Source organism: Flavobacterium lacustre, from assembly GCF_027474525.2.
Classification (GTDB): Bacteria; Bacteroidota; Bacteroidia; order Flavobacteriales; family Flavobacteriaceae; genus Flavobacterium; species Flavobacterium lacustre.
This window is the reverse complement of the sequence record NZ_CP114882.2, coordinates 445,820-470,242: the sequence shown is the minus strand read 5'-3', so window position 1 is coordinate 470,242 and position 24,423 is coordinate 445,820. Positions and strand designations below refer to the sequence as shown.

Below are 24,423 nucleotides of genomic sequence, written 5' to 3'. Positions count from 1 at the left end.
AAGTACGATTTTATAAATTATTTAATCCGGATTGGCCATAATTTTAAAAAGCTCCGAATTAGAAACATAAAATCGGTTCTCTAAAGCAATTTGTGAAAGTTGTGCACTGACCAAATTATTTTCCCGCGTGTTGATTAAAAACAAAGAACTTTCCCCAAAAGAAAACAATCTTTCCTCTGAATTTAACATCGTGAGATTGTCTTCTACTAAACCTTTTATTAACTCTTTTTGCCTTAACAACGATTCAATTTCCATTCTTTGAGCATTGATTTTATTAGACAATTGTACTTTTTCTAAGTCCAATGCAAATTCCGTTTCCTGAACTTTGTATTTCGCCAGTTTCAAACTTCCGCGTTCTTTTCTCAGAAATAGTGGAAAATAAAAATCCAAACCTATTTTGTAGTCGTTAAATTGGTAATTATCAATGTAACTGGGTTCCGATAAATAGGAGTAGCCCACGTCAATTTTTGGCAAAAGCATATTGGCTTTTAATTTTTTCTCCACATTCAGAATGTCAATTTTGCTTTGCAGCGCATTTATTTTTGGATGATTGGCAATAGAGAAATCGGAATTCAACAAATCATTTGTTTTTAAACTTTCCTGAATCGTGAATTCTAATTGCGTTTCGGGAATCAGTTCCTCTGATAATTCAAACGGAATGTTGTTTTCTAACCAAAGAAAGTTAGCCAGTTCTAATTTGGCTTTAGCCAATTTAAGCTTCGAATCTTCCAAATTTAATCTTCGGTTTTTGACCAGAATTCCGGCTTCAATACTGTCAATTGCCGGTTTATCGCCTTGTACAATTGAAGTTTTGATTCCTTTGAACCTGATTCCTGCATTTTTATTATACTCTTCATACAGCTTTACTTCATTGAAGTTTTTTTTCCAATTAAAATAAGCCAGCGAAGCATCATATAAAACGGTAATGGCCTGCAATTTTCTTTCGGATTGGCTTAATTTCATTTGCATTTTTGCTTTGCGAACATCAGCCATTCTTTGATTAATGAATAGTCCTTGACCCAGTGGAACGCTGATTCCTAATGAGGTTAATCCTTGATTTGGAACCGTATTTTCAGGATTCAGATAAATACCTTCATTGTTGTCTAATCCTGCTTTAATCTCAATTCCATACCAAGTTGGGATTTTAAAACTGCTATTCAAAATCGAATAATATTCCTTGTCTTTGAATTGTTTCTTGCTGAAATCTACTTCAATTTTTGGATCAAATCCACCTCGGGCCATCATCAGATTCGCTTGGGCTTTATTGATTTCTAAGTTGGCATTTTTAACTAATGGATGGTATTTTTTTACATAGCCCAGAAACTCGGTGTAAGTGAGTTCTTTGGCGGTAAATTCTTGTCCAAAAGCGGCATAACCAACTAATAAAAAAGCGATAAGGAGTTGTTTCATTATTTCTTTTCTTTTGTTGTTTTTGTTGAAGTTTTGTAGTAGTTAGGAGGAAAACCGTTTAATGTTCTCCATATTTCAAACCATATTGGCACATTGTCTAATAAAGCAATTGTTTGGGCTCCGGAACCAATGCTTAACTGTTTTGGCCATTTTGCTTCAGAAGAATCGGGAGCAATTAATACTCTGTACTTGCCGTTTTCACTGATGAAGTTTTCTATGGCTACAATTTTACCTCCAAAAGTTCCATAAGACATGTCTGGCCATCCTGAGAAAACAATAGTTGGCCAACCGTCAAACCAAACCCGTACTTTTTCGCCTTTGCTTATTAATGGCAAATCGATTGGGTTTACAAAGGTTTCTACTGCAATATCATAATCCGACGGCATTATTGTGGCGATTGGAGTTCCTTCTTTTATAGTTTCTCCAATACCGGATTGCAACGCTCTGTTGATGTAGCCACTTTGTGCGGCTTTGATATAATACATCCCATTTCTAATGCTATAATTTGCATATTGATTTTCTAATTTATTGACTTGTGCATCAGTGTCGTATTGATTGCTCAATGCCGTAAATTTATCACTATTGGCTTTAGAAACTTTTTCGGAATATTCAGCCGTTATCCTATTGATTTCTACTTTGGCGTTTATAAATTCATTTTTACTAGTTAAGTATTTGTTTTCTTGCGTGATGATTTTTGCTTCAACTTCTTGGAGTTTTAGTCTTTTATCTTCGGTATCGCTCAATGGTTTTAAACCTTCTTTATTCAATTGCAGAGACCTGTTGTATTGCGTATTGGCAATCTTTAATTGTGTTTTAACGGCAACCAAATCCATACTATCGCTTTTTATTTTTAAAAGAGATTGCTTGATTTTGTTTTGTGCTTGTTCCAGTTTTAGTATTTTCTCGGTTTCAATAGCTTGAATTTGACCCGAAAGTGTATTTACTTTTGACCCGTAAGACTGCAATGATTGTTTTTTGGCATTCATTTGGTTTTTAGTATTTTCTACTAAATTAGGATCCATATAATCTTCTTTAATCTCCGAAATAAACAGAATAGTATCGCCTTTGTTGACAAAGTCGCCTTCTTGAACATACCATTTTTCTATTCGACCAGAAATAACGCTTTGAATGGATTGCGGTCTTTGATTTGGTTTTAAAGTGGTTACAGCTCCGGTTCCGGAAATGTTTTGTGTCCAAGGCAAGAAAAGCGCAATTAATCCAATTATTGAAACACCGGCAATAATTCTGTTTAAGATTTTATAATGCGGTCTGTTTCCTAAGTTTTTCACCGTTTCGTATTGATCCAGTGACTGTAGTTTTGTTTTATTGTCGGATATGTTTAGCATGATGTGTCAGTTTTTGAGTCCAATTGAATAAATCCGTTTTGCATCGTAATTTTTCGGCTGCATTTGGTTTTCCAATACGGATTTTTGGAGGAAACTACAATGGTCCATTTGTTTGCATCGGAAGTAATAAAGTCAATAATTTCATTGGCTACTTTTTCATCCATACTATCGGTTGGATCTTCGTAGAAAAGTATTTTAGGCCTGTGAATTATACTTCTTGCCAGTAAAATCTTTTGTGCATTTGAAGATGATAATTGTTTTCCTTCGGGGAAAATTCTAGTATCTAAACCTTTTGGCAATGATTTAATAAACGAGCTCAGTTGAACGCCATCAATCGCCCATTTTATATCTTCAAAAGGTATTGTTGTGTCTTTGAAAGTAATATTTTCGAGTATTGTTCCTTCAAATGGAGTTTCGCTGTGAATAATACTGCCTATTTGAGAGCGGTATTGCTTTAAGTTTATTTTTCTAAAAGTGTCATCATTAATATAAAAAGAACCGGATGTAGGTTGTAATAAACCAGATAATAAACGAATTAAAGTTGTTTTTCCAGAACCATTTTCTCCATCCAAAACTATTTTTTCTCCTTGTTCAATTTTGAGACTTATTGCATTTAACACTTCTTTTTTTGAATCAGGAAATCTAAATTTAATGTTCTCTGTTTCCAAAACGATATTTGTATAGCAAGTGTCGTTATTAATGATTGTATCTTCTTCTAATTCTAAATCGGTTACCTGTCCGATTTTTTCAATAGAAGTGAGTACGTCATAGAAAGTTTCCAGTCCAATAATTATTTTTTCGACCGAATTAATCACCAATAAAATAATGATTTCCGCAGCAACAAACTGTCCGATATTCATTTCTTGAGACAATACTAAAAATCCACCTATCGATAATAAACTGGCAGTAATAATGATTTTAAAAATAATTAATTGACTGAATTGTCTCTTGATGACATCAAAGTGTTTTTCACGGTAGTTGAGGTAATCCGATACGATTTGATTATTTTTTTTTAAAGCAAAATCGTAATTAAGTTCATTCCTGAAACTGAAGTTGTTTCGCGCCACTTCTTGAAGCCAACTAGCGACTTTGTATTTGAATTTGGATTCTTTTAAGCTCGTTTCCAATCCTGATTGATAGGAGAATTTGAAAATGAAATAAAGAAGAATGAACAATAAAATACCAAATAGGATAAAATAGGGGTGGTACAATGACAATAATAGAATCCCAAAAATAATTTGAAGTAAGGCCGCCGAAAAATCAATTAATAACTTTGAAGTTCCTTTTTGAATCGTCATGGTGTCAAAAAAACGATTCGCTAATTCAGGTGGATAGGTGTTGTATAATTGCTCTGATTTAATTTTAGGCAAGCGCGCTGCAAATTCAAAAGAAGAGCGGACAAATATTTTTTGTTGTAAATTTTCAGTAATTCGCAATTGCATTAAGGATAAAATCCCTACCAAAGCTACGCCAAAAACAACAAGAATAATAAGTACAATCCAGGAGGCGCTTACTCTGCCGGATTGAATGAAATTGATAATTGCCTGAATTCCCAGCGGAAGAGACAAACTGATTAACCCAGCAAAAATAGCATAGAAAAATATCTGATAAACATCTTTTTTATCTAGTTCGAGTAAGTTGTAAAATCGTTTTAGAGGAGTCATAATTGAATTTTTTATTTTTAGCGTAAAACGTTTTCGGTTAGATTGAGATAAAATTGAGTTATACTTACGGAATCATTGCAATCGGTTATGGTCGTTAAGTGTTCGGTCAAAAAATGTTGGTGTAAACTTCCTTCCACAATTGTAGAGATTAGAGATTTTGCATAAGGATAGTTTGGATTTACTTCGTTTACGATAGTCACAATTCTGTTGATGACTCTTTTATAAATTAGGAAAAAACCTTCTTTGTTTTCTTGGTCAACTTCTTTTGTGTGAAGTGTTTTTGTGAATTCGGCAATAATAATTTTGTTTAGAATGGCTTCGTTAATATGTTCTGTGCTATTGTCATCTTCTACTTTTTCGGTGATGATGGTAATTGCTTTTCGGAGTTTTTCTTTTGGGTCAGTAATATTGTTGGTGGCAAATACAAGTTTATATTCCATCCAGCTCCAATACCAGGAAGACAAATAAACCAACAGTTTATGTTTGTTTTCAAAATAGCGATAAAGAGAACTTTCGTTAGAACTAATTTTTTCACCCAGCTTTTTGAATGTGAAATTTTCGAATCCAATTTCATCAATCAAAAGGATACTTTGTTCTATTATTTTTTTTCCCAAAGCAGATGTTTCGGGGTCTTTAACATATATTTTTTCGTTGACTTGAATTTTTAAATTCGAAAGTACTGTATTCATAATTAATTATATTTTATGCAAATATAATAGTAATACTTTCAATATTGAAATTTTAACTTTTATTTATAAAAAAAGCTACTCGATGTGAGTAGCTTTTTTTGAAATATGATTTACTTTTTTAAAGTAAAGAGTGGCAAGTCATTGCTGCAGGTTGTTCAATTCCCATCAATTCTAAAATGGTTGGAGCGATATCTCCCAAAACACCATCGTGAATGGTTTTCAAATCTTTGTCAACCAAAATAATTGGCACAGGATTCGTAGTATGCGCTGTGTTTGGACTTCCGTCAGGATTAATCATCGTTTCACAGTTTCCGTGATCGGCAATTACAATCGTTGTGTAATCATTTGCTAAAGCAGCTTCAATAACTTCTTTAACACAGGCATCAACTGCTTCACAAGCTTTTATGGCAGCACTCATAATTCCGGTATGTCCTACCATATCACCGTTGGCAAAGTTCAAACATACAAAATCTACTTCTCCTTTGTTTAATTCTGGAACCAAAGCATCTTTTAGTTCAAAAGCACTCATTTCTGGTTGTAAGTCATAAGTGGCTACTTTTGGTGAGTTTCTTAAAATTCTGGATTCTCCTTCAAAAGGCGTTTCTCTACCACCGGAAAAGAAGAAAGTCACGTGAGGATATTTCTCTGTTTCGGCAATACGAATTTGTTTTTTGTGTGCTTTTTCCAAAACTTCACCAAGAGTTTCGGTAATGTTGTCTTTATTGTAAACCACTTTTACATTTTGGTATGTTTCGTCGTAGTTAGTAAGCGTTACATAATATAAATTCAGTTTGTGCATGTTTTGCTCATGGAAATCTTTTTGCGAAAGCGCTTCAGTCAATTCGCGACCTCTGTCGGTTCTGAAGTTGAAGAATATTACAACATCATCTTCTTCTATAGTCGCTAACGGTTTGTCATTTTCATCGACCATAACCATAGGGTGAATAAATTCATCAGTTACATCATTTTTGTAACTTTCTTCTATTGACGCTACGGCATTTTTAGAATGAGTTCCGGTTCCGTTTACTACTAAGTCGTAAGCCAGTTTTACTCTTTCCCAACGTTTATCACGATCCATTGCATAATATCTTCCTATAACCGAAGCCAGTTTTACAGAAGTATTGGCAATGTAATTTTCTAAATCTTGAATATATTTTTTGCCTGATTTTGGATCAACATCACGACCGTCTGTGAAAGCGTGAATGAATACATTTTGTAAACCATATTGTTGTGTAGCATCAATTAAACCACGTAAATGTGAAGTGTGAGAATGCACACCTCCATCAGAAACTAAACCTAAAAAATGTACTTTTTTATTGTTCTCTTTGGCAAAAGTAAAAGCATCAATCAACACTTGTTCTTTTATCAGAGTATTATTGGCTACAGCCAAATTTATTTTAGCTAAATCTTGATAAACAATTCGTCCGGCACCCAAGTTCATGTGGCCCACTTCACTATTTCCCATTTGTCCTTCAGGCAAACCTACATTCAAACCATCAGTGCGCAGTTGAGCGCTAGGGTATGCTTTATAAAGGCTGTTTATAAACGGAACATTTGCATTATCGATTGCGGAAACTTTCGGGTCAGGAGATTTTCCCCAACCGTCTAAAATCATAAGAATTACTTTTTTATTCATGACAATTTTTTAAGCAAATATAAAGAATTTTCAAAAAAAAGTGTCCCTATCTGAACCACTATTATACATTTTTAAGTGAACAGAACCATTCAATACTAATTCTGTTGTTTTAAGTGATTTTTTTAGAAATAATGTTTATAAAAATTTATTTTTCACCTCATTATAATCGATGAAATACCGAACACTAATCGAAAAAATATGGCTCAATGCCTCATTGTTTAGTAAATTAGTGATATTTTGATCAAATTGCTTGTTGATTGTGTTTTCAAAATTAGCAGCATTATTTCGATACAAAACCGAAACCTGACTTCCTGGCGCAAACCACCATGAATAAGACAAATCTAAATTCCAAGAATAAAAACTGGAGTTCCTGTTTTCGGGATAATTCATATTCTCTGATAATCTTCCGTTTTGTTCCAATGATAGAAAATTTTTGTTCTCTGCATAAGACCAATATTGTCGCGCCGAAAGGTTAAAATTCATTTTGCTGTTTACAGAATATTTACCGTAAATGGAATTAGAATAGGTAACTACATTTCTGTTGGCAAAAACAATAGTGTTTGGTGTCGCAGAATTTGCATCGTCATTAACGCTGTCTACAAATCCCTTGTTATTGTTCTGTCTAAAGAAATTAAAGTTATACGTAAAAGAAATTTTATCATTAAAACGATATCTTGGACCCAACGAAAAGCCATATGAATTCCTGCCCGATTCGTTTAATTTTGAAAAAGAAGGATTAAAATCAAACGCCAGTTTTTTGTTGTAATTAGAAGAATAATAGAACCAACCGCCAAATTGTGTTGGCGTTATTACATACCGATTTTCAGTTCTGGGTTCATAATAATTGTAGTTTTCAAAAGGGTTTATATTAATTCCTAATCCAAAGAAATTATTTTTCTTATTTTCGAGATTTACATTTACATTAAAATTATTACCTTGAATTTTTCCGGTTTCTTTTTGAAATTGAATAAAATTATTATAGTTCAGTCTAAAGCTGTTGAAGTATTTTGTGGGATTCAAAATTCTATAATTGGCATTCCCGTAAATGCTGAAATAATTGGTTTCAAAGTTGATTCCTAAATCATTATTGTCGAAATCTTTTGTAAATAAATCACCTCCAAAACTATATCTGTATTTTCCGGATGTTTCAGAAAAATTTAAGGTCGTTGCAATTCCCTTTTTGTCTTCAAGGTCATTTACATAACTGTATTTGAAATCTCCAGCCAAATTATAGGTATTTTTCTTCGTGTTTAAATCCCAAACGAGAGCTGATACATTCGCGTCCCGAAAATCACCATTTCGAGTAACATTCGTATTTACAAAAGTAACAGAGGAATTTTTGCGAAAGCGTTGGTCTAAAACCAAAACGTTATAATTTGCCAATGGTTCCAGAACGGCTCTTCGGGTTTCTTGAGTGTCGTTATTAAGGATTGTTCCAAAAGTTTTTTCGGTTACGGCATTCAGGATTCCAATTCCCAAACCGTCTTTGGTTCTACCGGAAACTTTCAAGGCATTGATAAGATTAACATTTGCTGGCCCGTCAATTATTGCTTCATTGTCGGCTGAATTATAAGTCGGATTTCCTCCAATTCTTCTGGAATAGACTAAATTTCCTTTGCTGAATAAATCTGTTCCTTCCGTAAAAAAAGGTCTATTTTCGTTGAATTCTTGTTCAAATGGGCCAAGATTCAGGATTTGATCATCGTATTTAGTTTGTCCAAAATCAGGAATAAGAATCGCATCTAATGTGAAAGCATCATTGATTCCGTACTTAATATCCAATCCGCCTTTAACGGTTCCATAGGTTTTCTCGCGCGCATTGGCATTTACATAAAAGGAAGAATACGGCAAAAAGAAAAGGCGTGTGGGTGTTTTTATATTTTCAATTCCTTCAAGATTTCCGGCTTGTTGCGTGAAAGTACCTATTTTGGTATCAATTAAATTCCAAGTATATTTTTGACGGTCTCTTCTAATTTCTCTGAAAAAATTAAGTCCCCAAGTTTGCTTTTTTTCTCCCGAAAAACGCAAGGCAGCATAAGGAATTCGCATTTCTACAGTCCAGCCTTTATCGGAAATTATGGCTTTACTTTTCCAGACCGCATCCCAGGAATAGTCTTCCCCATTGGTGTCTGTTGTAATACAATCGGCTTGACCGTCAGACGCATTTACAAAAAACTGAAAGTCTTGTTGGCCATCATTAAAACCATTTATGAATACTCCAAAAAGATCTGAAGTCCCAAATTCATCGCGTTGCGTAATTTCTTTCAGGATTTTATCCGGTTCGTTGTCAAATAAGATAGCAGCAATATAAATCGCATCGTTATCATAGACGACTTTTACTTCGGTTCTTTTATTTTCCGGAATAGCTTTGCCGTTATCAGGTTCAAACATGATAAAATCGGAAGCTCCAGTCACAGATTCCCATATTTTTTCGTCCAGTTTACCGTCTATAGAAATGTTGTCAGTAATGAATTTAGTTTGTAATACTTTTTTTTGGCTGTAGCCAAAAATTGAAAATAGAAGTACACTTATAAAAAGTATTTTTCTCATGCGATTTTTGATTTTTTGAATTGACTGATGAAAAGACTATAAATAGAATTGTCTTAATAGACATTGCTTTTAAGTTTTTGTTACAGTTTTAGAAAAAATAGAATCTGAAAAGACGTAATGGGGTGTAATTTGAACTTTAAATAAAGCTTTAGAATTTATTTTTTACAACATTGTAATCAATAAAATAACGCACACTAACAGATAAAATATTTGTCAGGTTGTTATTGAAAACATTTTTTAGATTAGTCGATAGGTTTTTCTCTACGACATTGGTTCTTTCTTCTGCATAATTGCGGTATAAAAAGGAGATTTCGCTGCCGGGAGCAAACCACCAAGAGTAAGATAAATCGAAGTTCCAGGAGTTAAAATTCCGATTTTTATTCACCGAGTAGTCATTATTTGGAGTCAAATAACCACTGTCTTGTAAGGTAAAAAATTTAGCATTATCTGCATACGACCAATAATAACGTGCTGTTAAATTAATTGTCATTTTGTTGTTAAGCGCATACTTTCCGGTAAAATTATTTTGCACTATTTCTCTGTTGCGTTCTGTGAAAATAATCCCTGTTTCATTAGAATCGATTCTGCCAATATCATTTTTCTCTCTTGTATAATCGAAAGCATAAGCAAGCGAAAATTTATCATTGAATCGGTATTTTGGACTGGCATAAATACCATAAGTAATTCTTCCTTCTTGATTAAATTTAGTAAAAAAAGGAGTTGTGTCAAACGTAAATGCATGGTTTCTATTTGACTCAAAACCAAAATAGGAAGCAATTCTTTTTGGAATAAAAACATATTTCCCGTATTCAAGAGGTTCGTAGAAATCGAATGTTTCCAGAGGATTTACGACCAAAGCAAACTCAAAATAATGATTGCTTAAAGAGGTTGCTTTAATGACTGTTTTGTACCACGCTTCTTGTGTTTTTCCGGTGGTGTTCTGAACTTCCATGTTTAATTCTTGTTCTACTTTGAACGTATTAAAGAACGAACTTGGATTTAGTATTCTGTAGCTTGCGTTAGCCAGAGCACTATGGTAATTGGTGTAAAAAATGATACCTAAATCATTGATATCGTAGTTTTCTGAAATGTATTTTCCTGAAAAGAGATAACGGTATCGACCACTTGTTTTCTCAAAATTTAAAGATGTTTTATAGCCACTATAATCTTCTAAAGTGTTGATTTGGCTGTATTTGAAATCACCGTATAAATTATAATTATTTTCTTTGGTATTCAAATCAAATAACAATGCCGAAACATTAGCGTCTCTAAAACTGCCGTTTCTGGTGGTATTTGTATTTACAAAAGATACAGATGAATTTTGGTTGAAACGTTGGTCAAAAACCAAGACATTGTAATTGGTTAGCGGTTCAACAACTGCTTTACGGGATGTTTCTGTTTCGTTGTCCCAAATTGTGGCGTATGTTTTTTCGGTAACGGCATTCAAAAAACCAATTCCTAATCCTTTTTCGGTTCGTCCTGATATTTTCACAGCATTAAGCAAATCAACTGAACTGGGATAGTTTGTAATTTCTTCTGTTGGTGTTGTTTCTGGTTCTGTGCTTGGAATTCCTCCAATTCTTCTCGAATAAAATAAACCTCCTTTGTTAAATAAATCAGTTCCTTCGGTAAAAAAAGGTCTGTTTTCTTCCAGTTGTTGTTCAAATGGTTCCAGATTTAAAATAGCGTTATCAAATTTTGTTTGTCCAAAATCAGGAACTAAAATTGCGTCTAAAGTAAAGGAATCATTAATGCCGTATTTAATGTCTAAGCCCGCTTTGATTGTAGTTCCTGACCCAATATCGTTTTTTTGATAATACAAAGATGAATATGGAATGAAGAAAAGTCGGGTAGGAGTATTTATGTTTTCAATTCCTTCAAGAATACCCGCTTGCGGAATTACTGCGCCGATTTTAGTGTCAACGCGGTTCCAAGTATATTTTTGTACGTCGCGTTTTATTTCACGCATGAAATTTAAACCCCATGTTTGTTTTTCTGTTTTAGAAAAACGCAAAGCAGCATATGGTATTTTCATTTCAACGACCCATCCAAAATCGGTGAGGGTTATTTCGCTGTCCCAAATGGCGTCCCAACTGAAATCTTCTAAATCTTCGGTTGCTAAACAGTCCATTTGAACTCCGGCGGCACTTACAAAAAATCTAAAATCCTGTTGCCCGTCATTGAAACCATTTATAGAAACAGAGAACGTATCAGAAACACCAAAGACGTCTCGATTTGTAATCTCTTTCTGGATTTTATCAGGCTCATTGTCGTATAACAATGCAGCTATGTAAATGGCATCATTGTCATATAGAATTTTTACTTCTGTTTTTTTATCTTGGCTTATGGGTCTACCGTTATCAGGCTCAAACATGACAAAATCCGTTGCTATATCCGCTGATTTCCAGATAGATTCGTTTATTTTTCCATCTACAATTATATTTTCTGTAATAGATTTCGCCCTAATGCTTTTCTTTTGTGCATAAGAATTAAAATTAAGGAAAACGAAAAAAATTAAAATGACAGCGTAAATTTTCGGCATATATTGTGATGATATTTGTACAAAAATAACAAAATTAACATAAAAAGTTATTGTTTTGGTATTTATTTGCTGAGGTGATAAATGTTAAATAAACAGATAAACTCCTTTTTTTACTCTAAAATTCTCCTTGGCCTTTGTTTTTTTATACTTTTGCAATCCCGATTCTATTGTATAACTTAAACATAATCAATGATTTATAAGGTTTTTCCTGCTGTATTATTTTTCTTGTTTTCTTTTTCTTCAAGTAAAGTTTTTTATCCAGAATTAAAAAATAATAATTTTCTTGTTTCTAAAACGGTTCCTGTTTCCTCGATGGACAATAATATTGAAATGGTGTATAATAATTTACATGCCAATAATTTTGCATTGCCAAAGGAAGAAAGTTTTATTCAAGCTTTGAAAGGGTTTTATTTACTTAAAGAAAAAGGCTTGATTAAGAAAAATATATTAACATTAGTCGATTTCAGTTTGTCGTCTAATTTAAAAAGACTTTGGGTTATTGATTTAACTACAAATACAGTCTTGTTTCAATCGCTTGTTGCTCACGGAAGAAATACCGGAGAGGAATTTGCCAATAGTTTTTCTAATGCACAACAATCTTTCAAAAGTAGTTTAGGATTCTATGTTACCGGAGAAATTTATAATGGTAAACACGGAATGTCTTTGCGATTAGACGGACTTGAAAAAGGATTAAATGACAATGCCAGAATCCGAGGTGTAGTTATGCATGCTGCAAATTATGTTTCTAATTCATTTATTAAAAACAACAAAAGGTTGGGCCGAAGCCAAGGTTGTCCTGCTATACCAGAAGAATTGTCTAAAGATATTATCAATGCGATAAAAAACAAATCGTGTTTGTTCATTTATCATCCCTCAGTAATTTCAAAATTGATTTCTTAGTTTTCAGGTAAATTAAAGTCAGTAGCAAGCGATAATTCGCCAACTAAAAATGGGTTTTTAAATCTTTTTAAACATTAAAAAGTGTTCGCCTACACCTTGAATTTCAAATGGGATTCCTGTTTTTAGATAGCCTAGTTTTTCATAAAAAGCAGTTGCTTCAGTTCGGGCATTAAACCAAATTAGATTTCCATTTCGGTTGTGACATTCCTTTTCACAATGTGTGATAAGAGAGGCGCCAAATCCTTTTTTTTGAAATTCTTTTAAAACTGCCATACCTCGAATTTGAAATTGCAGTTTTTCAGAGAAAACATTGTTTTTTGCTTCAAATAATGAAAGAACTCCAATTATTTCTTGGTTAAAAAATAGTCCATAATGAGATGTAGTCGCTAATGTATCGCCATCAAAATGACAACTTTCTAAAGGTTTTCCCGATCGTAAAACAGGATGTCGCACAGAAAAGGTGTCGGTTGAGGTAATTTTCTTAATAGTTGGCATTTTTTTTTAGCGTTTTTTTAGAGATGAATAAAGGTATAATATTTTCATAATAAATTCTTTACCTCTTTGATACGTTTTTATAAAAGAGGTTGTGGCTAATAAGTTTGTTATTTTTTTTAAAAAAACTTGCATTGAAGCAAACTTATTATTTATATTTGCACCGTTGTTAATGCGAAAGTAGCTCAGTTGGTAGAGCTCCAGCCTTCCAAGCTGGTTGTCGCGAGTTCGAGCCTCGTCTTTCGCTCTAAACCTCAAATTTTGGTTTGAGGTTTTTTATTTAAATTTTGTCATGCGAAAGTAGCTCAGTTGGTAGAGCTCCAGCCTTCCAAGCTGGTTGTCGCGAGTTCGAGCCTCGTCTTTCGCTCTTCAAAGCCGAAACTTAATTGTTTCGGCTTTTTTATTTTATAAAATTCAAATCCGTTCCGCTTCCTAATTCTTCCGGTTGTTGATTTTGTCTAAAAAGACTTGCGGACAAACTTCCTTTCAAAACAATTGAATCGCCTTTTACTTGCAACCAACTCCCTTCGCGTAATCCCAAAACGGGAACTGAATTAAAAGCATGGTATTCTTTTATTCTGGTTTCGCGTGTTTCTCCCATATGTTTTGATTGCTCATCAGCATCTAAAAAATGTGGATTCAAGTTAAACGGAATCAATCCTAAAGTTTGAAAACTTGGCGGATAAACAATAGGCATATCATTTGTGGTTTGCATCGTTAATCCGCAAATATTACTGCCTGCACTTGTTCCGAGATAAGGAGTTCCTTTTTTGACGGTTTCGGCAAGGATATCTATGATTTTTGCTTTGTACAATTGAGAAACCAATAGAAAAGTGTTGCCACCGCCTGTAAATATTCCTTCGGCATTTTGAACTGCAGTTTTCGCATCTTCAAATTCATGGATTCCTTTTACTTTCTTATTTATTTTGGCGAAAGCCTTTGCTACTTTATCGGTGTATTCTTCATGCGAAATTCCGCTTGGTCTTGCATAAGGAATAAAAAGTATCGTTTTACAATCCTTAAAATGCAATTGTAATTCGGTTAATAAATAGTCTAAATAGTCACCTCCGTGAAGCGTAGATGTGCTGGCAATAAGTATATTTTTCATTTTATTTTTATAAAAAGTGCGAGGTAAAGGTATTAAATTGTCGTTTTTAATTAACATATTTTTACCAAGTCGTTAGTAATTAATTTGGAGGATAGTAAGATACTTTTACAGCCTATTTTGATGTTAACATGAAATGTATTGGTATGGCTCGAGTGGTTGTTTTTTTGTTCTTTTTGGTGGCAACCAATGGTATTGCGCAGGAAGTGAAACTGGCTTTATTGAAAGGGAAAGTGAATGCCGATGTGTCAGAGGAACTGGAGGGGATTTATATCATCAATTTAAAAACAGAAAAAGCTGTGATTTCTGAAAAAGGCGGGTATTTTTCGATCCCGGCTTCAGTAGGAGATACGTTATTATTTTCGGCGGTTCAGTTTAAAGGATTGAAAGTGGCTTTGACACCAAAAAGTTTTGAGAACGACCTTTTTTTTGTCAGTATGCAGCCCATTATGAATCAATTGCGAGAAGTTGTTATTCGAAGATATAATGCTATTAATGCAGTAGCACTGGGAATTATTCCGAAAGGGCAAAAAACGTATTCGCCTGCAGAACGAAAATTGAAAACAGCAAACAGTCTTGATGCTACCGCAAGTGCCGGTCCGATGGCTGGAGGTTCAATTTCGGCAGATCCGTTGTTTAATTTCTTTTCAGGGCGAACAGCAATGCTTAAAAAGGAAATAGAAGTAGAAAAGAAAGAATCCTATCTGGTTCTATTGGAGAAAATGTTTGATGCCAATCATTTTGTAAATAAACTCAAAATTCCATTGGCTTATGTGAAAGGGTTTGAATATTTTGCTGTAGAAAATCCAAAATTTACTATTATTTTAAATTCTAAAAACAAAACAGCAACTGAATTTTTATTAGGGGAACTGGCTACAAAATATAACGAAATGATTGCCGGCGAAAAATAAAACCATGTTCCTTAATTTTTGGAAGATGAAAAAAATAAAGAATTCTTTAAAATATAACGAAACCATTGTCTGTGAAATTGAATACTACTTTACTAACTATACTTTTTTTATTTTTTCAAATTGCTTTTGGACAAACTAAAGAAGCGAAACAAATTTCGGGGAAGATTTTAGCAGAATCAACTTCGGTAGAAGCAGTCAATGTCATTAACAATACCACACAAAGAACAACGGTTTCAGATGCTAACGGACTATTTTCGATTGTAGTGAATGAAGGTGATGTTTTGATTTTTTCGGCAGTTAATTTAGAAAGTTTACGCAAGAAAATCACCAAACAGGATTTACTTTTGGATGTTGTTAAAGTTCAAATGACGGCAAAAAGTATTGATCTTAAAGAAGTAATTATCAATGAACATCCGGAGATAACAGCAGAAAATATAGGGGTGATTCCATATGGACAAAAAAAATATACTCCCGCCGAACGGAAATTATATACGGCGACTTCCGGTGGAGGAATTGATGGTTTATTGAACACTATTTCTGGGCGTAAGGCTATGCTGAAAAAGGAAATTGTGGTGGAACATAAAGAGCAATTGCTGGTGCGGATTGACTATCTTTTTGAAGAAAAATATTATGTTGAAACACTCAAAATTCCTGTTGACTACATCAGAGGGTTTCAATATTATTGTATCGATGATGTTAGTTTAGCGGCAGCATTACGTTCTAAAAACAAAACGATGGTCATGTTTTTGATAGTGCAATTGGCTGAAAAGTATAACCAAATCATTAAAGATGAAAACTAAAATAGGAATTCTTGTTTTGTGCTTGTTTTGTCAATTTTGTTTTGGTCAAAATAACACCAGAAAGTCATTGCATGCACAAGTTTTGAACGATTCTTTACAAGTGGATAACGGCTATGTTTTTAATATAAATTCAAAGACAAGGACCTTTATCAGCTCGGATGGTTTTTTTGACTTATTAGCTAAAGCCAAGGATACGTTGCTTATTTCGAGTTTGGCATTCAAATCTAAAAGAGTCATTTTGACCGAAGCAAATTTGTCTGTTCCGTTATTGATACTGAAATTAGAACTGTACGAGAACAAATTAAAGGAAGTCGTCGTTTCAAAGAAAAGAAACTTAAATCCAATTTCAGGTGGCTCACAAAAATATGTTGATATGGAATTTTTTGATGATGAAAAGTCATCACCAAAAAATAATACAATGCATGCTCATACGATAGAAAATGGAGTTGATTTTGTTCGGATTTTTAAAGATGCTATTAAATTATTAAATAAAAAAGAGTCAAAAGAACCAACTGATTTTGTTCAACAAGATTTTGCTGCAATTACAATGAAAAGAATTAATTCTTCTTTTTTTACCAATACATTACAATTGAAAAGTGACGAAATAGGTCTTTTTCTTTTGTTTTGTGGGAATGATGTTAAAGCCCAATCGCTTTTGAAACCTGAAAATGAATTTCAGCTTGTTGATTTCTTAATAACAAAAAACGAAGAATTTAAAAGAATTACTACTTTTGAAAAATGAAAAAAATAATTGTATATACTTTTTTGGGATTCCTGATTTTTGCGACATCCAGTTTTGTTCTTCATAAATTTTATGTAGCGGTTTACCAAGTTAATTTTGCTCCCGAAAAGAAAATGCTTCAGATTACTTCCCGCATTTTTGTGGATGATTTGAATAAGGCAATCGAAAAAAAATACAGTAAAAAAGCCTTTTTTGGAACTGAAAAAGAATCTCCGGAAGACTTGATTTTGGTAAAAAAATACTTTTCGGAAAATCTCCAATTTAAAGTAAACGGTCAGTCTAAAACTATTCAGTTTTTGAGTAAAGAACTCGAAGGCGATGTGTTGATTTGTTATTTCAGTATTAAAGAAGTTGCTAAAATAAATACACTCGAAATACAAAATTCAATTTTGGTTGATTGGAATTCAGAGCAGCAAAATATTATGCATTTTACGATAATGGGAATTAAAAAAAGTCTACTTTTTACAGATTCTAACAGAGGTGAAATGTTAAAATATTGATTATATTGAGGGGAATTGTTAAAAATACGTATTTTCACGCCGTAAAAACCCTCGCTTATATTTTATGAAAAAAATCTTCCTCCTCTTTATTTTTCCAGCAGCTTTATTGGCTCAAGAAAAAACGACTCCAACTTTACCGAAACAACAAGGAAAGTACGACACTAATAAATTCAGTCAGATGTATGATTTATTAGCAACGCCAAATATGTTTCGTACTGCATCCGGAGCACCAGGTCCAGCCTATTATCAGCAACAAGCCGATTATAAAATTGACATTGAATTAGACGATAAGAATTCAAAATTAAGCGGTTCAGAAACAGTGACTTATTCTAATAATTCACCGGACAGTTTAGAGTATTTATGGGTACAATTAGACCAGAATCAGGCGGCTAAGAATTCGCAATCCCCATTAGCAGAAAGTGAAAAAATTGAACAGGTATTGCCTGCTGACAAGTTTGCAAAAGAGTATTTAACACAAGGTTTAGACCGTGGGTTTAATATACAATATGTAAAAGATGTAAAGGGGAATCCGTTGTCATACACCATTAATCAAACCATGATGCGCATCAATTTACCGATGCCATTGAAACCGGGTGAAAAATATTCGTTTTCGGTTAAATGGTGGTATAATATTAATAATTACAGACAAGATGGAGGTCGTTCCGGCTACGAATTATTTGAAAAAGAAGGAAATAAGTTATATGTAATCGCACAGTTTTTTCCTAGAATGGCTGTTTATAATGATGTTGAAGGTTGGCAGAATATGCAGTTTTGGGGTGGAGGAGAATTTGCTTTGCCTTTTGGGAATTATGATGTAAATATTACCGTTCCTGCAGATCATGTTATGGAAGCTACGGGAGAATTAATGAACAGAAGCGAAGTGTTTACACCAGCGCAGGTTAAAAGATACGAACTGGCACAAAAATCATTTGACAAACCGGTTGTAATTGTAACTCAGGCAGAGGCAGAAGCTAGTGAAAAAGGATTTTCTGAAAAGAAAAAAACATGGAAATACAGCGCTAAAAACGTGAGAGATTTTGGTATTGCAACTTCAAGAAAATTTATTTTTGATGCAATGGCCGTTCAATTGACAGATAAAGTGGTCATGGCTACTTCATTATATCCAAAAGAAGCAAACCCACTTTGGGGCGAAACTTCAACTAGAACTGTAGCGCACACGCTTAAAAGTTATTCTTCTCACACGTTTGATTATCCGTATCCAAAAGCAGTGTCGGTTTCAGCAGAAGACCAAGGAATGGAATATCCGATGATTTGCTGGAATTTTGGGCGTCCGGATGAAAATGGAGTAACCAGTGAGCAAATTAAAAACGGAATGATAGGAGTTGTTGTCCATGAAGTAGGGCATAACTTTTTTCCAATGATTGTAAATTCAGATGAGCGTCAATGGACTTGGATGGATGAAGGATTGAATTCTTTTATGGAATTTATGGCCGAACAAGAGTTGGGAACTAATTTTCCGTCAAGACGTGGACCTGCAAAAAACATTGTTCCTTATATGAGCGGTGACCAAAAGTTCTTAGAACCGATTATGTCTAATTCTGAAGGGATAATTCAATTTGGAAATAATGCCTATGGGAAACCGGCAACAGGACTAAATATCTTGAGAGAAACTATCATGGGAAGAGAATTATTTGATCATGCTTTTAAGGTTTATGCTAACAGATGGAAATTCAAACACCCTACTCCAGAAGACTTCTTTAGAACTATGGAAGATGCTTCGGCAGTTGATTTAGATTGGTTTTTTAGAGGTTGGTTCTATTCAACAGATTTTGTTGACATCGGAATTGAAGAAGTAAAACAATATTTTGTTTCCGAAACTCCAACGGCAGAACTCAAAGATACTAAAGTAAGAAAAGGACGTTTTGGTCAAGATAAAGGACCGTTTGTTTATTTGATTTCAGATAAAAGTCAAGAATTATCTGCAGCACAAAAGAAACCGTTGAAAATTGAAGACGTGAAATTACTTTCAGATTATGTAAATCAAAATCTTTCGGCTACTGAAAAAGCAGGTTTAAAAACGCCAAAATATTTCTATGAAGTAGCTTTCAATAAACCGGGAGGAATGCTGATGCCTATTTTAGTTGAAATCACTTACGAGGATGATACTAAAGAAAGTTTCAAATATCCGGCGCAGATTTGGAGAAAAAGCAACGAAACTGCCAAAAAAGTGTACGCCACCGAAAAAGCAATCAAAAAAATACAAATTGATCCAAAACTCGAAACTGCCGATATTGATGTGACCAATAATACTTGGCCCAAAGAAGAAGTAAAATCTAAATTTGATTAATTTAAAACATTAAAATAAAGACTCATTTTGAGTCTTTATTTTTTTAAGAAAAAATTAAAATACAAGGATTTAAAATTTGATATCTTTGTCACTCAGAAAAAAATAGAAAATATGTTTGGCATAGGAGGAGGAGAATTAATTTTTATCATGTTTATAGTACTAATGCTTTTTGGATCAGATAAAGTTCCAGAAATTGCACGTACCATGGGAAAAGCAATGGCACAGTTAAAAAACGCTACAAATGATATCAAAAGTGAAATTCAAAAAGGAGCTGAGGCTAATGGATTTGACCAAAGAGCATTGACGGATTTAACGGGTAACATCACATCAGAAATCAACAAAGCAAAAGATAATTTATTAGGAGATACTTCAAATTTCACTTCTATATCAAATACCTTTACTTCAGAAATCGACAAAGCAAAAGACAATCTGTTAGGAGATACTACCACTCAGGTTGAGAAAGCAAAAGAAGAAATAGAAGATAGCATAGGTCCTATAAAACGCCAAATGTAATGTTGGAAAAAATCCTGTCTCTCGACACCCGATTATTTATTTACTTGAACAGTCTGGGCTCAGAAACCTATGATGGTTTCTGGCTTTTTATTACTAAACAAGCGAATTGGACTCCATTTTTTCTACTTCTATTGTACTTGATTTATAAAAAATTAGGCGCAAAACAAACCTTGTTTTTACTGTTGTTTGTAGCCGCATTGGTAACGATTACAGACCAAACGACCAACTTGTTCAAACACACTTTTCAAAGATTGCGCCCTTGCAATAATCTCGAAATAAAGTCTTTTATACGAATTGTTCAATCCAGAGATTCCTTTAGTTTTTTCTCGGGGCATGCCGCTAATACCATGGCCGTTGCAACATTTTTGTACCTGAATTTAAAACAATATTTCAAGTATTTAGGATTCCTGTTTCTTTGGCCTTTAATCTTCGCTTACAGCAGGATATATCTGGGATTGCATTATCCGTTAGACATTATAAGCGGGTATATTTGCGGACTAATATTAGGTTCATTGATGTTCAAAGGATATCAAATACTACAAAAAAAGTACTTCCCAAAATAGTTATTTAGAGCATAATCCAGCTGTACATTACAATCTTATTCCTGAAAAATGGTTTTTTCTAAGCCCTTAAAGGAGCTTCCTCCGGTCGCTCTTTCAGGTCAAGAAAAAATTCATTTTCAACAATAAGGATTTCCATTTCCATCTGGGCTAGTACATCTGTTTCCTAAAGAATATTTTATAATCCGAAACCCTAAACCCTAAAACAAGCAATCTGATTTCTTAAATCACTCTGCTCACCGTCAATCCATCCCGAATTGGTAATAAAACCGTTTCAACTCTGGGGTCATTTTTTAATAAAAGATTGTATTCCAATAATATTTTTGTACTGATGTCTTTTTTCTGTAAAGGCTCTAAAACCTTACCGCTCCACAGCACATTATCCGATAAAATAATACCGCCTTTATTCATTTTTGGAACAATTAACTCAAAATAATTCAGGTAGTTTTCTTTATCAGCATCAATAAAAACCAAATCAAATTTCAGATCTAAATTTGGAATAATTGCAGTGGCTTCGCCTAAATGTTGCACGATTTGTTTTCCCCAAGGCGATTTGTCAAAATGTTTTCGCTGAAAATCAACTAGTTCCTCCTTGATATCAATCGTATGTAATTGTCCATTTTCCTGCATTCCTTCACACAAACACAACGCAGAATAGCCTGTATAAGTCCCAATTTCGAGAATATTCACCGGACGAATCAGTTTGGCAAGCATGCTCAAAACACGTCCTTGAAAATGGCCGCTAAGCATTCTGGGCAATAAGATTTTTTGATACGTTTCTTTATTTAAAGCGGCTAACAATTCTGGTTCTTTTTCAGAATGTTGCTCAATATAATCCTCTAAATCTTGGGAAATGAAATGCATAAACGAGTTTTTTCAATTGGCAACAAAGTTACAAATCAAAAGATGGGAATAAAAGAAGTTTTTGGGGTAATTTTTTGTCTGTAAAAAGAGGTAATACTGGGATTTAATTTTCAAAGACTTTTGCTTTAATCCTCCTCGTTGTTATATAGACAAATAGTAATTGAATAAATCTATTGTAAAAAAATTGTCGATTTTAGTTTTTATACAGACTAAAATCGACAACTATTTGATCTTTAACTTTTATAAGTCCCGCCATTTTTACTGGAGGATGAAGATCAATATCAGAAAAGTTTAAATTTATTGTTCCTTGAATCTTATTATCTGTTTTGTACAATATAAAATCTTTATACTTTAAAACTTTATTTGTTATCAAAAAAGTAAGATTGCATTTGTAATTTTTATTATAAGGCTTGATGTCAGTAATACTGACGTAGCTATTGGGAAATATTTTTGATTTTACGGTTTTTTGTAAATCTTTAGTCATTAGTTTATTTCCGCAATCAAAATTTATAACGGGTATTTCTGCATTGATTTTGTTCTTTTCTTTTAAGTTTAAAATAATAGTGTCTCTTTTATAGAATGTGTTGGAGCAATTATAGTCTCCCACAGTAGAGCCACCGCTTATATCAATTTTTATTTTATGAATAATTAATACAGATTCGCTATTAAAAAAAGTGGGTTTAGCACTTCCCAAAATTAGGAACAGTACTAAACCCAACAATCCAATCGTAATTCGATTTTTCATTGTATTAGAATGAAATAGCAGCTTCAAACATTAGACCTTCAAAGTTTCCACCATAAAAATCGTTTGGAGTTCCTTTTGAGTCAAATTGAGCAAAGTCTTTATAATCTTGGTTTACATAAGCTAATTTAGCTACAATGTTTTTTGTCATAAACCAACCTAAGCTTGATTCTAATCTGTTTATAGTTATTGCTTTTGCGTCAGCGTTTGCTAATTTTCCAGAAACTGTACCGTATCTTGCACCAATGTAGAATTTCTCATTGTTACCAAATCTGTATACTACATCTCCAGTATATTGGTCAACTGTACGTTTTGTATCAACACCTTTTTTATCTCCTCCAGAAGCAAATTCTATAGTACCAAAGAATTCAAGACCTTTGTATTTTACAAATGGATTTACCATAATGTTAGTAGACCAGTTTCCGAATGCTGGGTTAAATCTACCAGTAGTAGGGTTAGCGGCTAGGTCAGTAGTCATGTTGTTTGTTACTGCACCAGTTGCATTAGATGAACTAATTAAGGCAGTGTTAGTAAAAGCTGCATGAGACATTACATAGTAATAACGGCTACCTGCTCTGTCAGAAGAGTAAATGTTACCACTAATATTAGCACAGTGGTATAAAGATCCTGTAAGTCTTACTCTTAAATCTTTATCGATTTGTTTATCAAATCCTAATTTAGCTAAAAATGTAGGGCTAATAGTTGTATTTGGATTTGGAGCAGCTAAAGTTGCAGCTGCAGGAATAATTTCACCAACATTTTGGTTCAATTTTGAGTTTGTAACTCCTATCATACTTACTAATCCACTTCTGTTATAGTATACTTCAATTCCTGGTTCTGTAGAGAATGAATCCATGATGTTGCTTTCAATAAAAGGATTTAATAAAGCACTACCATTGTCTGATCTTCTAAAGTGAGCATCACCATAGTTGTTCTCCATTTGTCCGATTTTGATAGTAGCATATTTCATGAAACCAGCCAAGAAATCTTTTTCAATGAAGTCTAACTTGTCAATTTGCAAGTATCCACCTTTTACCCAAGTTTCATTATGGTGTCTTGCTGCAAGATATAAATCTAAATTTACACGAACACCATCAAATAATTGTGCTCCAATAGTCATGTTTGCTGTAGGCAAATTCAAATTATTAGTCAAATTATTTAATCGGTAACCAGTGATTGCTACAGGTAAATTTGCCTGATCATTAAATGAATTTATAGCTTGAAATTGTAAGGCAAAAGAGGCTCCTAAATCTACACTAAGTCCTTTAAATTCTACACTGTCTTTTTTTACGTCAAACTGGTTAAGTCCACTTTGATCACGTGAAATTTGGTTCTGTATTTGCCCAAAACTTTTTTGAGCAGTTGCTGCAGTTAAGCTTAATAAAGCAGTAACTAAAAGATAAATTCTTTTCATGGCTAGTTGTTTTTATTTGAAATTAATATTGAATTTTATTGTTAAGTCTTGTCCTGTTTTGATAGCGCCAAACATAGCAGTTGGAGATTTCATTCCAAACTCTTCAAACGTGATTTTGTTTGCGCCTTGAAGCGTTACGATTCCGTTAATTACTGCAACTTTTACCTGTGTTTTCAATTCTTTGCTAACTCCGGCAATCGTATAAGTTCCTGTTAAGTTCCATGTAGTTTCGTTTACTTTATCAGCTGATTTTAAAACATATTTAATAGTTTTATTTTTACTGCTTTTCAACGTTTCGTATGCAATTTTATCCATTGCATTTTTACCGCTTTTTATGCTTTCTGTCAAAATGGAAACAGTCAATGCATTAATGTCTGTTAACTTAGAATCGGTAACGGTGAAGTTTGCTGTTCCAGATCCAGAACCGGATTTCATTTCCCAGTCATGTAATGTAGATGTTCCAAATACTGAAAAATTTGATTTAGCATCTACGGAAAAACTTTTTTGAGCTTGAGCAGAAAATAACATTCCGAAGAATACTATTGTCAAAAAGAACGATTTAATTGTTGTTGATTTCATTGTGGTATTTTTTACTATTAATTAAGTTTAAAATAATTTGTGGTTTGCAATCCAAATTTTTACTTAATACTTTTTCATGTATTAATTTGAGACAAAATTATCTTTATTGGAGAGAATATTATATGATAAAAATCATAGTTAAAATTTTATTAATTT

General features: G+C 33.3%; 21 protein-coding genes and 2 tRNA genes. 10 read left to right on the top strand and 13 right to left on the bottom strand.

Annotated elements, in window-relative coordinates; all coding sequences use genetic code 11:
* Nucleotides 1-21 precede the first annotated feature (21 nt).
* The 7 genes from O6P34_RS02250 to O6P34_RS02220 form a co-directional block, all read right to left on the bottom strand.
* Nucleotides 22-1,410: a TolC family protein gene (locus tag O6P34_RS02250; protein WP_269685709.1), complete on the bottom strand. Its 1,389-nt coding sequence runs from the start codon at nucleotides 1,408-1,410 to the stop codon at nucleotides 22-24.
* Nucleotides 1,410-2,756, bottom strand: coding sequence for an HlyD family secretion protein (locus O6P34_RS02245; RefSeq protein ID WP_269685708.1), 1,347 nt, complete (start codon nucleotides 2,754-2,756; stop codon nucleotides 1,410-1,412). Before O6P34_RS02245 ends, O6P34_RS02250 begins: the two co-directional genes overlap by 1 nt.
* Nucleotides 2,750-4,420, bottom strand: coding sequence for a peptidase domain-containing ABC transporter (locus O6P34_RS02240; RefSeq protein WP_269685707.1), 1,671 nt, complete (start codon nucleotides 4,418-4,420; stop codon nucleotides 2,750-2,752). Before O6P34_RS02240 ends, O6P34_RS02245 begins: the two co-directional genes overlap by 7 nt.
* A gap of 17 nt (nucleotides 4,421-4,437) precedes the next feature.
* Nucleotides 4,438-5,109 (bottom strand): TetR/AcrR family transcriptional regulator, encoded by a 672-nt coding sequence (locus O6P34_RS02235; RefSeq protein WP_269685706.1) that lies wholly within the window; start codon nucleotides 5,107-5,109, stop codon nucleotides 4,438-4,440.
* 118 nt (nucleotides 5,110-5,227) lie between these two features.
* Nucleotides 5,228-6,745 (bottom strand): 2,3-bisphosphoglycerate-independent phosphoglycerate mutase, encoded by a 1,518-nt coding sequence (gene gpmI, locus O6P34_RS02230; RefSeq protein ID WP_269685705.1) that lies wholly within the window; start codon nucleotides 6,743-6,745, stop codon nucleotides 5,228-5,230.
* Nucleotides 6,746-6,880: 135 nt separating this feature from the next.
* A complete protein-coding gene (locus O6P34_RS02225; RefSeq protein ID WP_269685704.1) occupies nucleotides 6,881-9,295 on the bottom strand; it encodes a DUF5916 domain-containing protein in 2,415 nt (804 codons plus the stop codon).
* A 148-nt stretch (nucleotides 9,296-9,443) separates the two neighbouring features.
* Complete coding sequence (locus O6P34_RS02220) at nucleotides 9,444-11,837, bottom strand: DUF5916 domain-containing protein (RefSeq protein ID WP_269685703.1); 2,394 nt, start codon at nucleotides 11,835-11,837, stop codon at nucleotides 9,444-9,446.
* A gap of 189 nt (nucleotides 11,838-12,026) precedes the next feature.
* Here O6P34_RS02220 and O6P34_RS02215 point away from each other — a divergent pair, with 189 nt between their 5' ends.
* Complete coding sequence (locus O6P34_RS02215) at nucleotides 12,027-12,737, top strand: murein L,D-transpeptidase catalytic domain family protein (RefSeq protein ID WP_269685702.1); 711 nt, start codon at nucleotides 12,027-12,029, stop codon at nucleotides 12,735-12,737.
* Nucleotides 12,738-12,794: 57 nt separating this feature from the next.
* On the opposite strand, the gene O6P34_RS02210 is transcribed toward O6P34_RS02215, so the two are convergent.
* On the bottom strand, nucleotides 12,795-13,232 hold the full coding sequence (locus O6P34_RS02210; protein WP_269685701.1) for a GNAT family N-acetyltransferase: 438 nt from the start codon (nucleotides 13,230-13,232) through the stop codon (nucleotides 12,795-12,797).
* Between the two features lie 171 nt (nucleotides 13,233-13,403).
* On the opposite strand from O6P34_RS02210, the gene O6P34_RS02205 reads away from it, so the two are divergent.
* Together O6P34_RS02205 and O6P34_RS02200 are read left to right on the top strand one after the other, a co-directional pair.
* Nucleotides 13,404-13,476, top strand: a tRNA-Gly gene (locus O6P34_RS02205).
* 47 nt (nucleotides 13,477-13,523) lie between these two features.
* Nucleotides 13,524-13,596, top strand: a tRNA-Gly gene (locus O6P34_RS02200).
* Nucleotides 13,597-13,629: 33 nt separating this feature from the next.
* On the opposite strand, the gene pepE is transcribed toward O6P34_RS02200, so the two are convergent.
* Complete coding sequence (pepE, locus tag O6P34_RS02195) at nucleotides 13,630-14,337, bottom strand: dipeptidase PepE (protein ID WP_269685700.1); 708 nt, start codon at nucleotides 14,335-14,337, stop codon at nucleotides 13,630-13,632.
* A gap of 143 nt (nucleotides 14,338-14,480) precedes the next feature.
* Between pepE and O6P34_RS02190 the strand changes: the two genes are divergently transcribed.
* From O6P34_RS02190 to O6P34_RS02160, 7 genes are all read left to right on the top strand, one after another.
* Nucleotides 14,481-15,245 carry a hypothetical protein gene (locus O6P34_RS02190; protein WP_269685699.1) on the top strand — a complete coding sequence of 255 codons (765 nt, stop codon included), beginning with the start codon at nucleotides 14,481-14,483 and terminating at the stop codon, nucleotides 15,243-15,245.
* A gap of 71 nt (nucleotides 15,246-15,316) precedes the next feature.
* Nucleotides 15,317-16,045: a carboxypeptidase-like regulatory domain-containing protein gene (locus O6P34_RS02185; RefSeq protein WP_269685698.1), complete on the top strand. Its 729-nt coding sequence runs from the start codon at nucleotides 15,317-15,319 to the stop codon at nucleotides 16,043-16,045.
* Nucleotides 16,035-16,787, top strand: a complete 753-nt coding sequence (gene bamP, locus O6P34_RS02180; protein WP_269685697.1) for a BamP family beta-barrel-assembly machinery protein — start codon at nucleotides 16,035-16,037, stop codon at nucleotides 16,785-16,787. The genes O6P34_RS02185 and bamP overlap by 11 nt, the downstream gene beginning before the upstream one ends.
* Nucleotides 16,784-17,287 (top strand): DUF6702 family protein, encoded by a 504-nt coding sequence (locus tag O6P34_RS02175; RefSeq protein ID WP_269685696.1) that lies wholly within the window; start codon nucleotides 16,784-16,786, stop codon nucleotides 17,285-17,287. The genes bamP and O6P34_RS02175 overlap by 4 nt, the downstream gene beginning before the upstream one ends.
* A gap of 64 nt (nucleotides 17,288-17,351) precedes the next feature.
* On the top strand, nucleotides 17,352-19,595 hold the full coding sequence (locus O6P34_RS02170) for a M1 family metallopeptidase (protein ID WP_269685695.1): 2,244 nt from the start codon (nucleotides 17,352-17,354) through the stop codon (nucleotides 19,593-19,595).
* A gap of 111 nt (nucleotides 19,596-19,706) precedes the next feature.
* Nucleotides 19,707-20,108 carry a Sec-independent protein translocase subunit TatA/TatB gene (locus tag O6P34_RS02165; protein ID WP_269685694.1) on the top strand — a complete coding sequence of 134 codons (402 nt, stop codon included), beginning with the start codon at nucleotides 19,707-19,709 and terminating at the stop codon, nucleotides 20,106-20,108.
* On the top strand, nucleotides 20,108-20,671 hold the full coding sequence (locus O6P34_RS02160) for a phosphatase PAP2 family protein (RefSeq protein WP_269685693.1): 564 nt from the start codon (nucleotides 20,108-20,110) through the stop codon (nucleotides 20,669-20,671). Before O6P34_RS02165 ends, O6P34_RS02160 begins: the two co-directional genes overlap by 1 nt.
* Nucleotides 20,672-20,890: 219 nt before the next feature.
* Here the strand turns inward: O6P34_RS02160 and O6P34_RS02155 are convergent, their stop codons facing one another.
* The 4 genes from O6P34_RS02155 to O6P34_RS02140 all read right to left on the bottom strand — a co-directional run bounded on the left by O6P34_RS02155 (nucleotide 20,891) and on the right by O6P34_RS02140 (nucleotide 24,267).
* On the bottom strand, nucleotides 20,891-21,532 hold the full coding sequence (locus O6P34_RS02155) for an O-methyltransferase (RefSeq protein ID WP_269685692.1): 642 nt from the start codon (nucleotides 21,530-21,532) through the stop codon (nucleotides 20,891-20,893).
* A 193-nt stretch (nucleotides 21,533-21,725) separates the two neighbouring features.
* Nucleotides 21,726-22,226 (bottom strand): hypothetical protein, encoded by a 501-nt coding sequence (locus O6P34_RS02150; RefSeq protein ID WP_269685691.1) that lies wholly within the window; start codon nucleotides 22,224-22,226, stop codon nucleotides 21,726-21,728.
* A 55-nt stretch (nucleotides 22,227-22,281) separates the two neighbouring features.
* A complete protein-coding gene (locus tag O6P34_RS02145) occupies nucleotides 22,282-23,688 on the bottom strand; it encodes a hypothetical protein (protein ID WP_269685690.1) in 1,407 nt (468 codons plus the stop codon).
* Nucleotides 23,689-23,700: 12 nt separating this feature from the next.
* Entirely contained in the window at nucleotides 23,701-24,267 is a 567-nt protein-coding gene (locus O6P34_RS02140) for a YceI family protein (protein WP_269685689.1), read from the bottom strand.
* Nucleotides 24,268-24,423 lie beyond the last annotated feature (156 nt).

Coding starts and splice junctions, on each gene's coding strand:
- O6P34_RS02250 (WP_269685709.1), bottom strand. CDS start 1,410: ATGAAACAACTCCTTATCGCTTTTTTATTAGTTGGTTATGCCGCTTTT.
- O6P34_RS02245 (WP_269685708.1), bottom strand. CDS start 2,756: ATGCTAAACATATCCGACAATAAAACAAAACTACAGTCACTGGATCAA.
- O6P34_RS02240 (WP_269685707.1), bottom strand. CDS start 4,420: ATGACTCCTCTAAAACGATTTTACAACTTACTCGAACTAGATAAAAAA.
- O6P34_RS02235 (WP_269685706.1), bottom strand. CDS start 5,109: ATGAATACAGTACTTTCGAATTTAAAAATTCAAGTCAACGAAAAAATA.
- gpmI (WP_269685705.1), bottom strand. CDS start 6,745: ATGAATAAAAAAGTAATTCTTATGATTTTAGACGGTTGGGGAAAATCT.
- O6P34_RS02225 (WP_269685704.1), bottom strand. CDS start 9,295: ATGAGAAAAATACTTTTTATAAGTGTACTTCTATTTTCAATTTTTGGC.
- O6P34_RS02220 (WP_269685703.1), bottom strand. CDS start 11,837: ATGCCGAAAATTTACGCTGTCATTTTAATTTTTTTCGTTTTCCTTAAT.
- O6P34_RS02215 (WP_269685702.1), top strand. CDS start 12,027: ATGATTTATAAGGTTTTTCCTGCTGTATTATTTTTCTTGTTTTCTTTT.
- O6P34_RS02210 (WP_269685701.1), bottom strand. CDS start 13,232: ATGCCAACTATTAAGAAAATTACCTCAACCGACACCTTTTCTGTGCGA.
- pepE (WP_269685700.1), bottom strand. CDS start 14,337: ATGAAAAATATACTTATTGCCAGCACATCTACGCTTCACGGAGGTGAC.
- O6P34_RS02190 (WP_269685699.1), top strand. CDS start 14,481: ATGGCTCGAGTGGTTGTTTTTTTGTTCTTTTTGGTGGCAACCAATGGT.
- bamP (WP_269685697.1), top strand. CDS start 16,035: ATGAAAACTAAAATAGGAATTCTTGTTTTGTGCTTGTTTTGTCAATTT.
- O6P34_RS02175 (WP_269685696.1), top strand. CDS start 16,784: ATGAAAAAAATAATTGTATATACTTTTTTGGGATTCCTGATTTTTGCG.
- O6P34_RS02170 (WP_269685695.1), top strand. CDS start 17,352: ATGAAAAAAATCTTCCTCCTCTTTATTTTTCCAGCAGCTTTATTGGCT.
- O6P34_RS02165 (WP_269685694.1), top strand. CDS start 19,707: ATGTTTGGCATAGGAGGAGGAGAATTAATTTTTATCATGTTTATAGTA.
- O6P34_RS02160 (WP_269685693.1), top strand. CDS start 20,108: ATGTTGGAAAAAATCCTGTCTCTCGACACCCGATTATTTATTTACTTG.
- O6P34_RS02155 (WP_269685692.1), bottom strand. CDS start 21,532: ATGCATTTCATTTCCCAAGATTTAGAGGATTATATTGAGCAACATTCT.
- O6P34_RS02145 (WP_269685690.1), bottom strand. CDS start 23,688: ATGAAAAGAATTTATCTTTTAGTTACTGCTTTATTAAGCTTAACTGCA.
- O6P34_RS02140 (WP_269685689.1), bottom strand. CDS start 24,267: ATGAAATCAACAACAATTAAATCGTTCTTTTTGACAATAGTATTCTTC.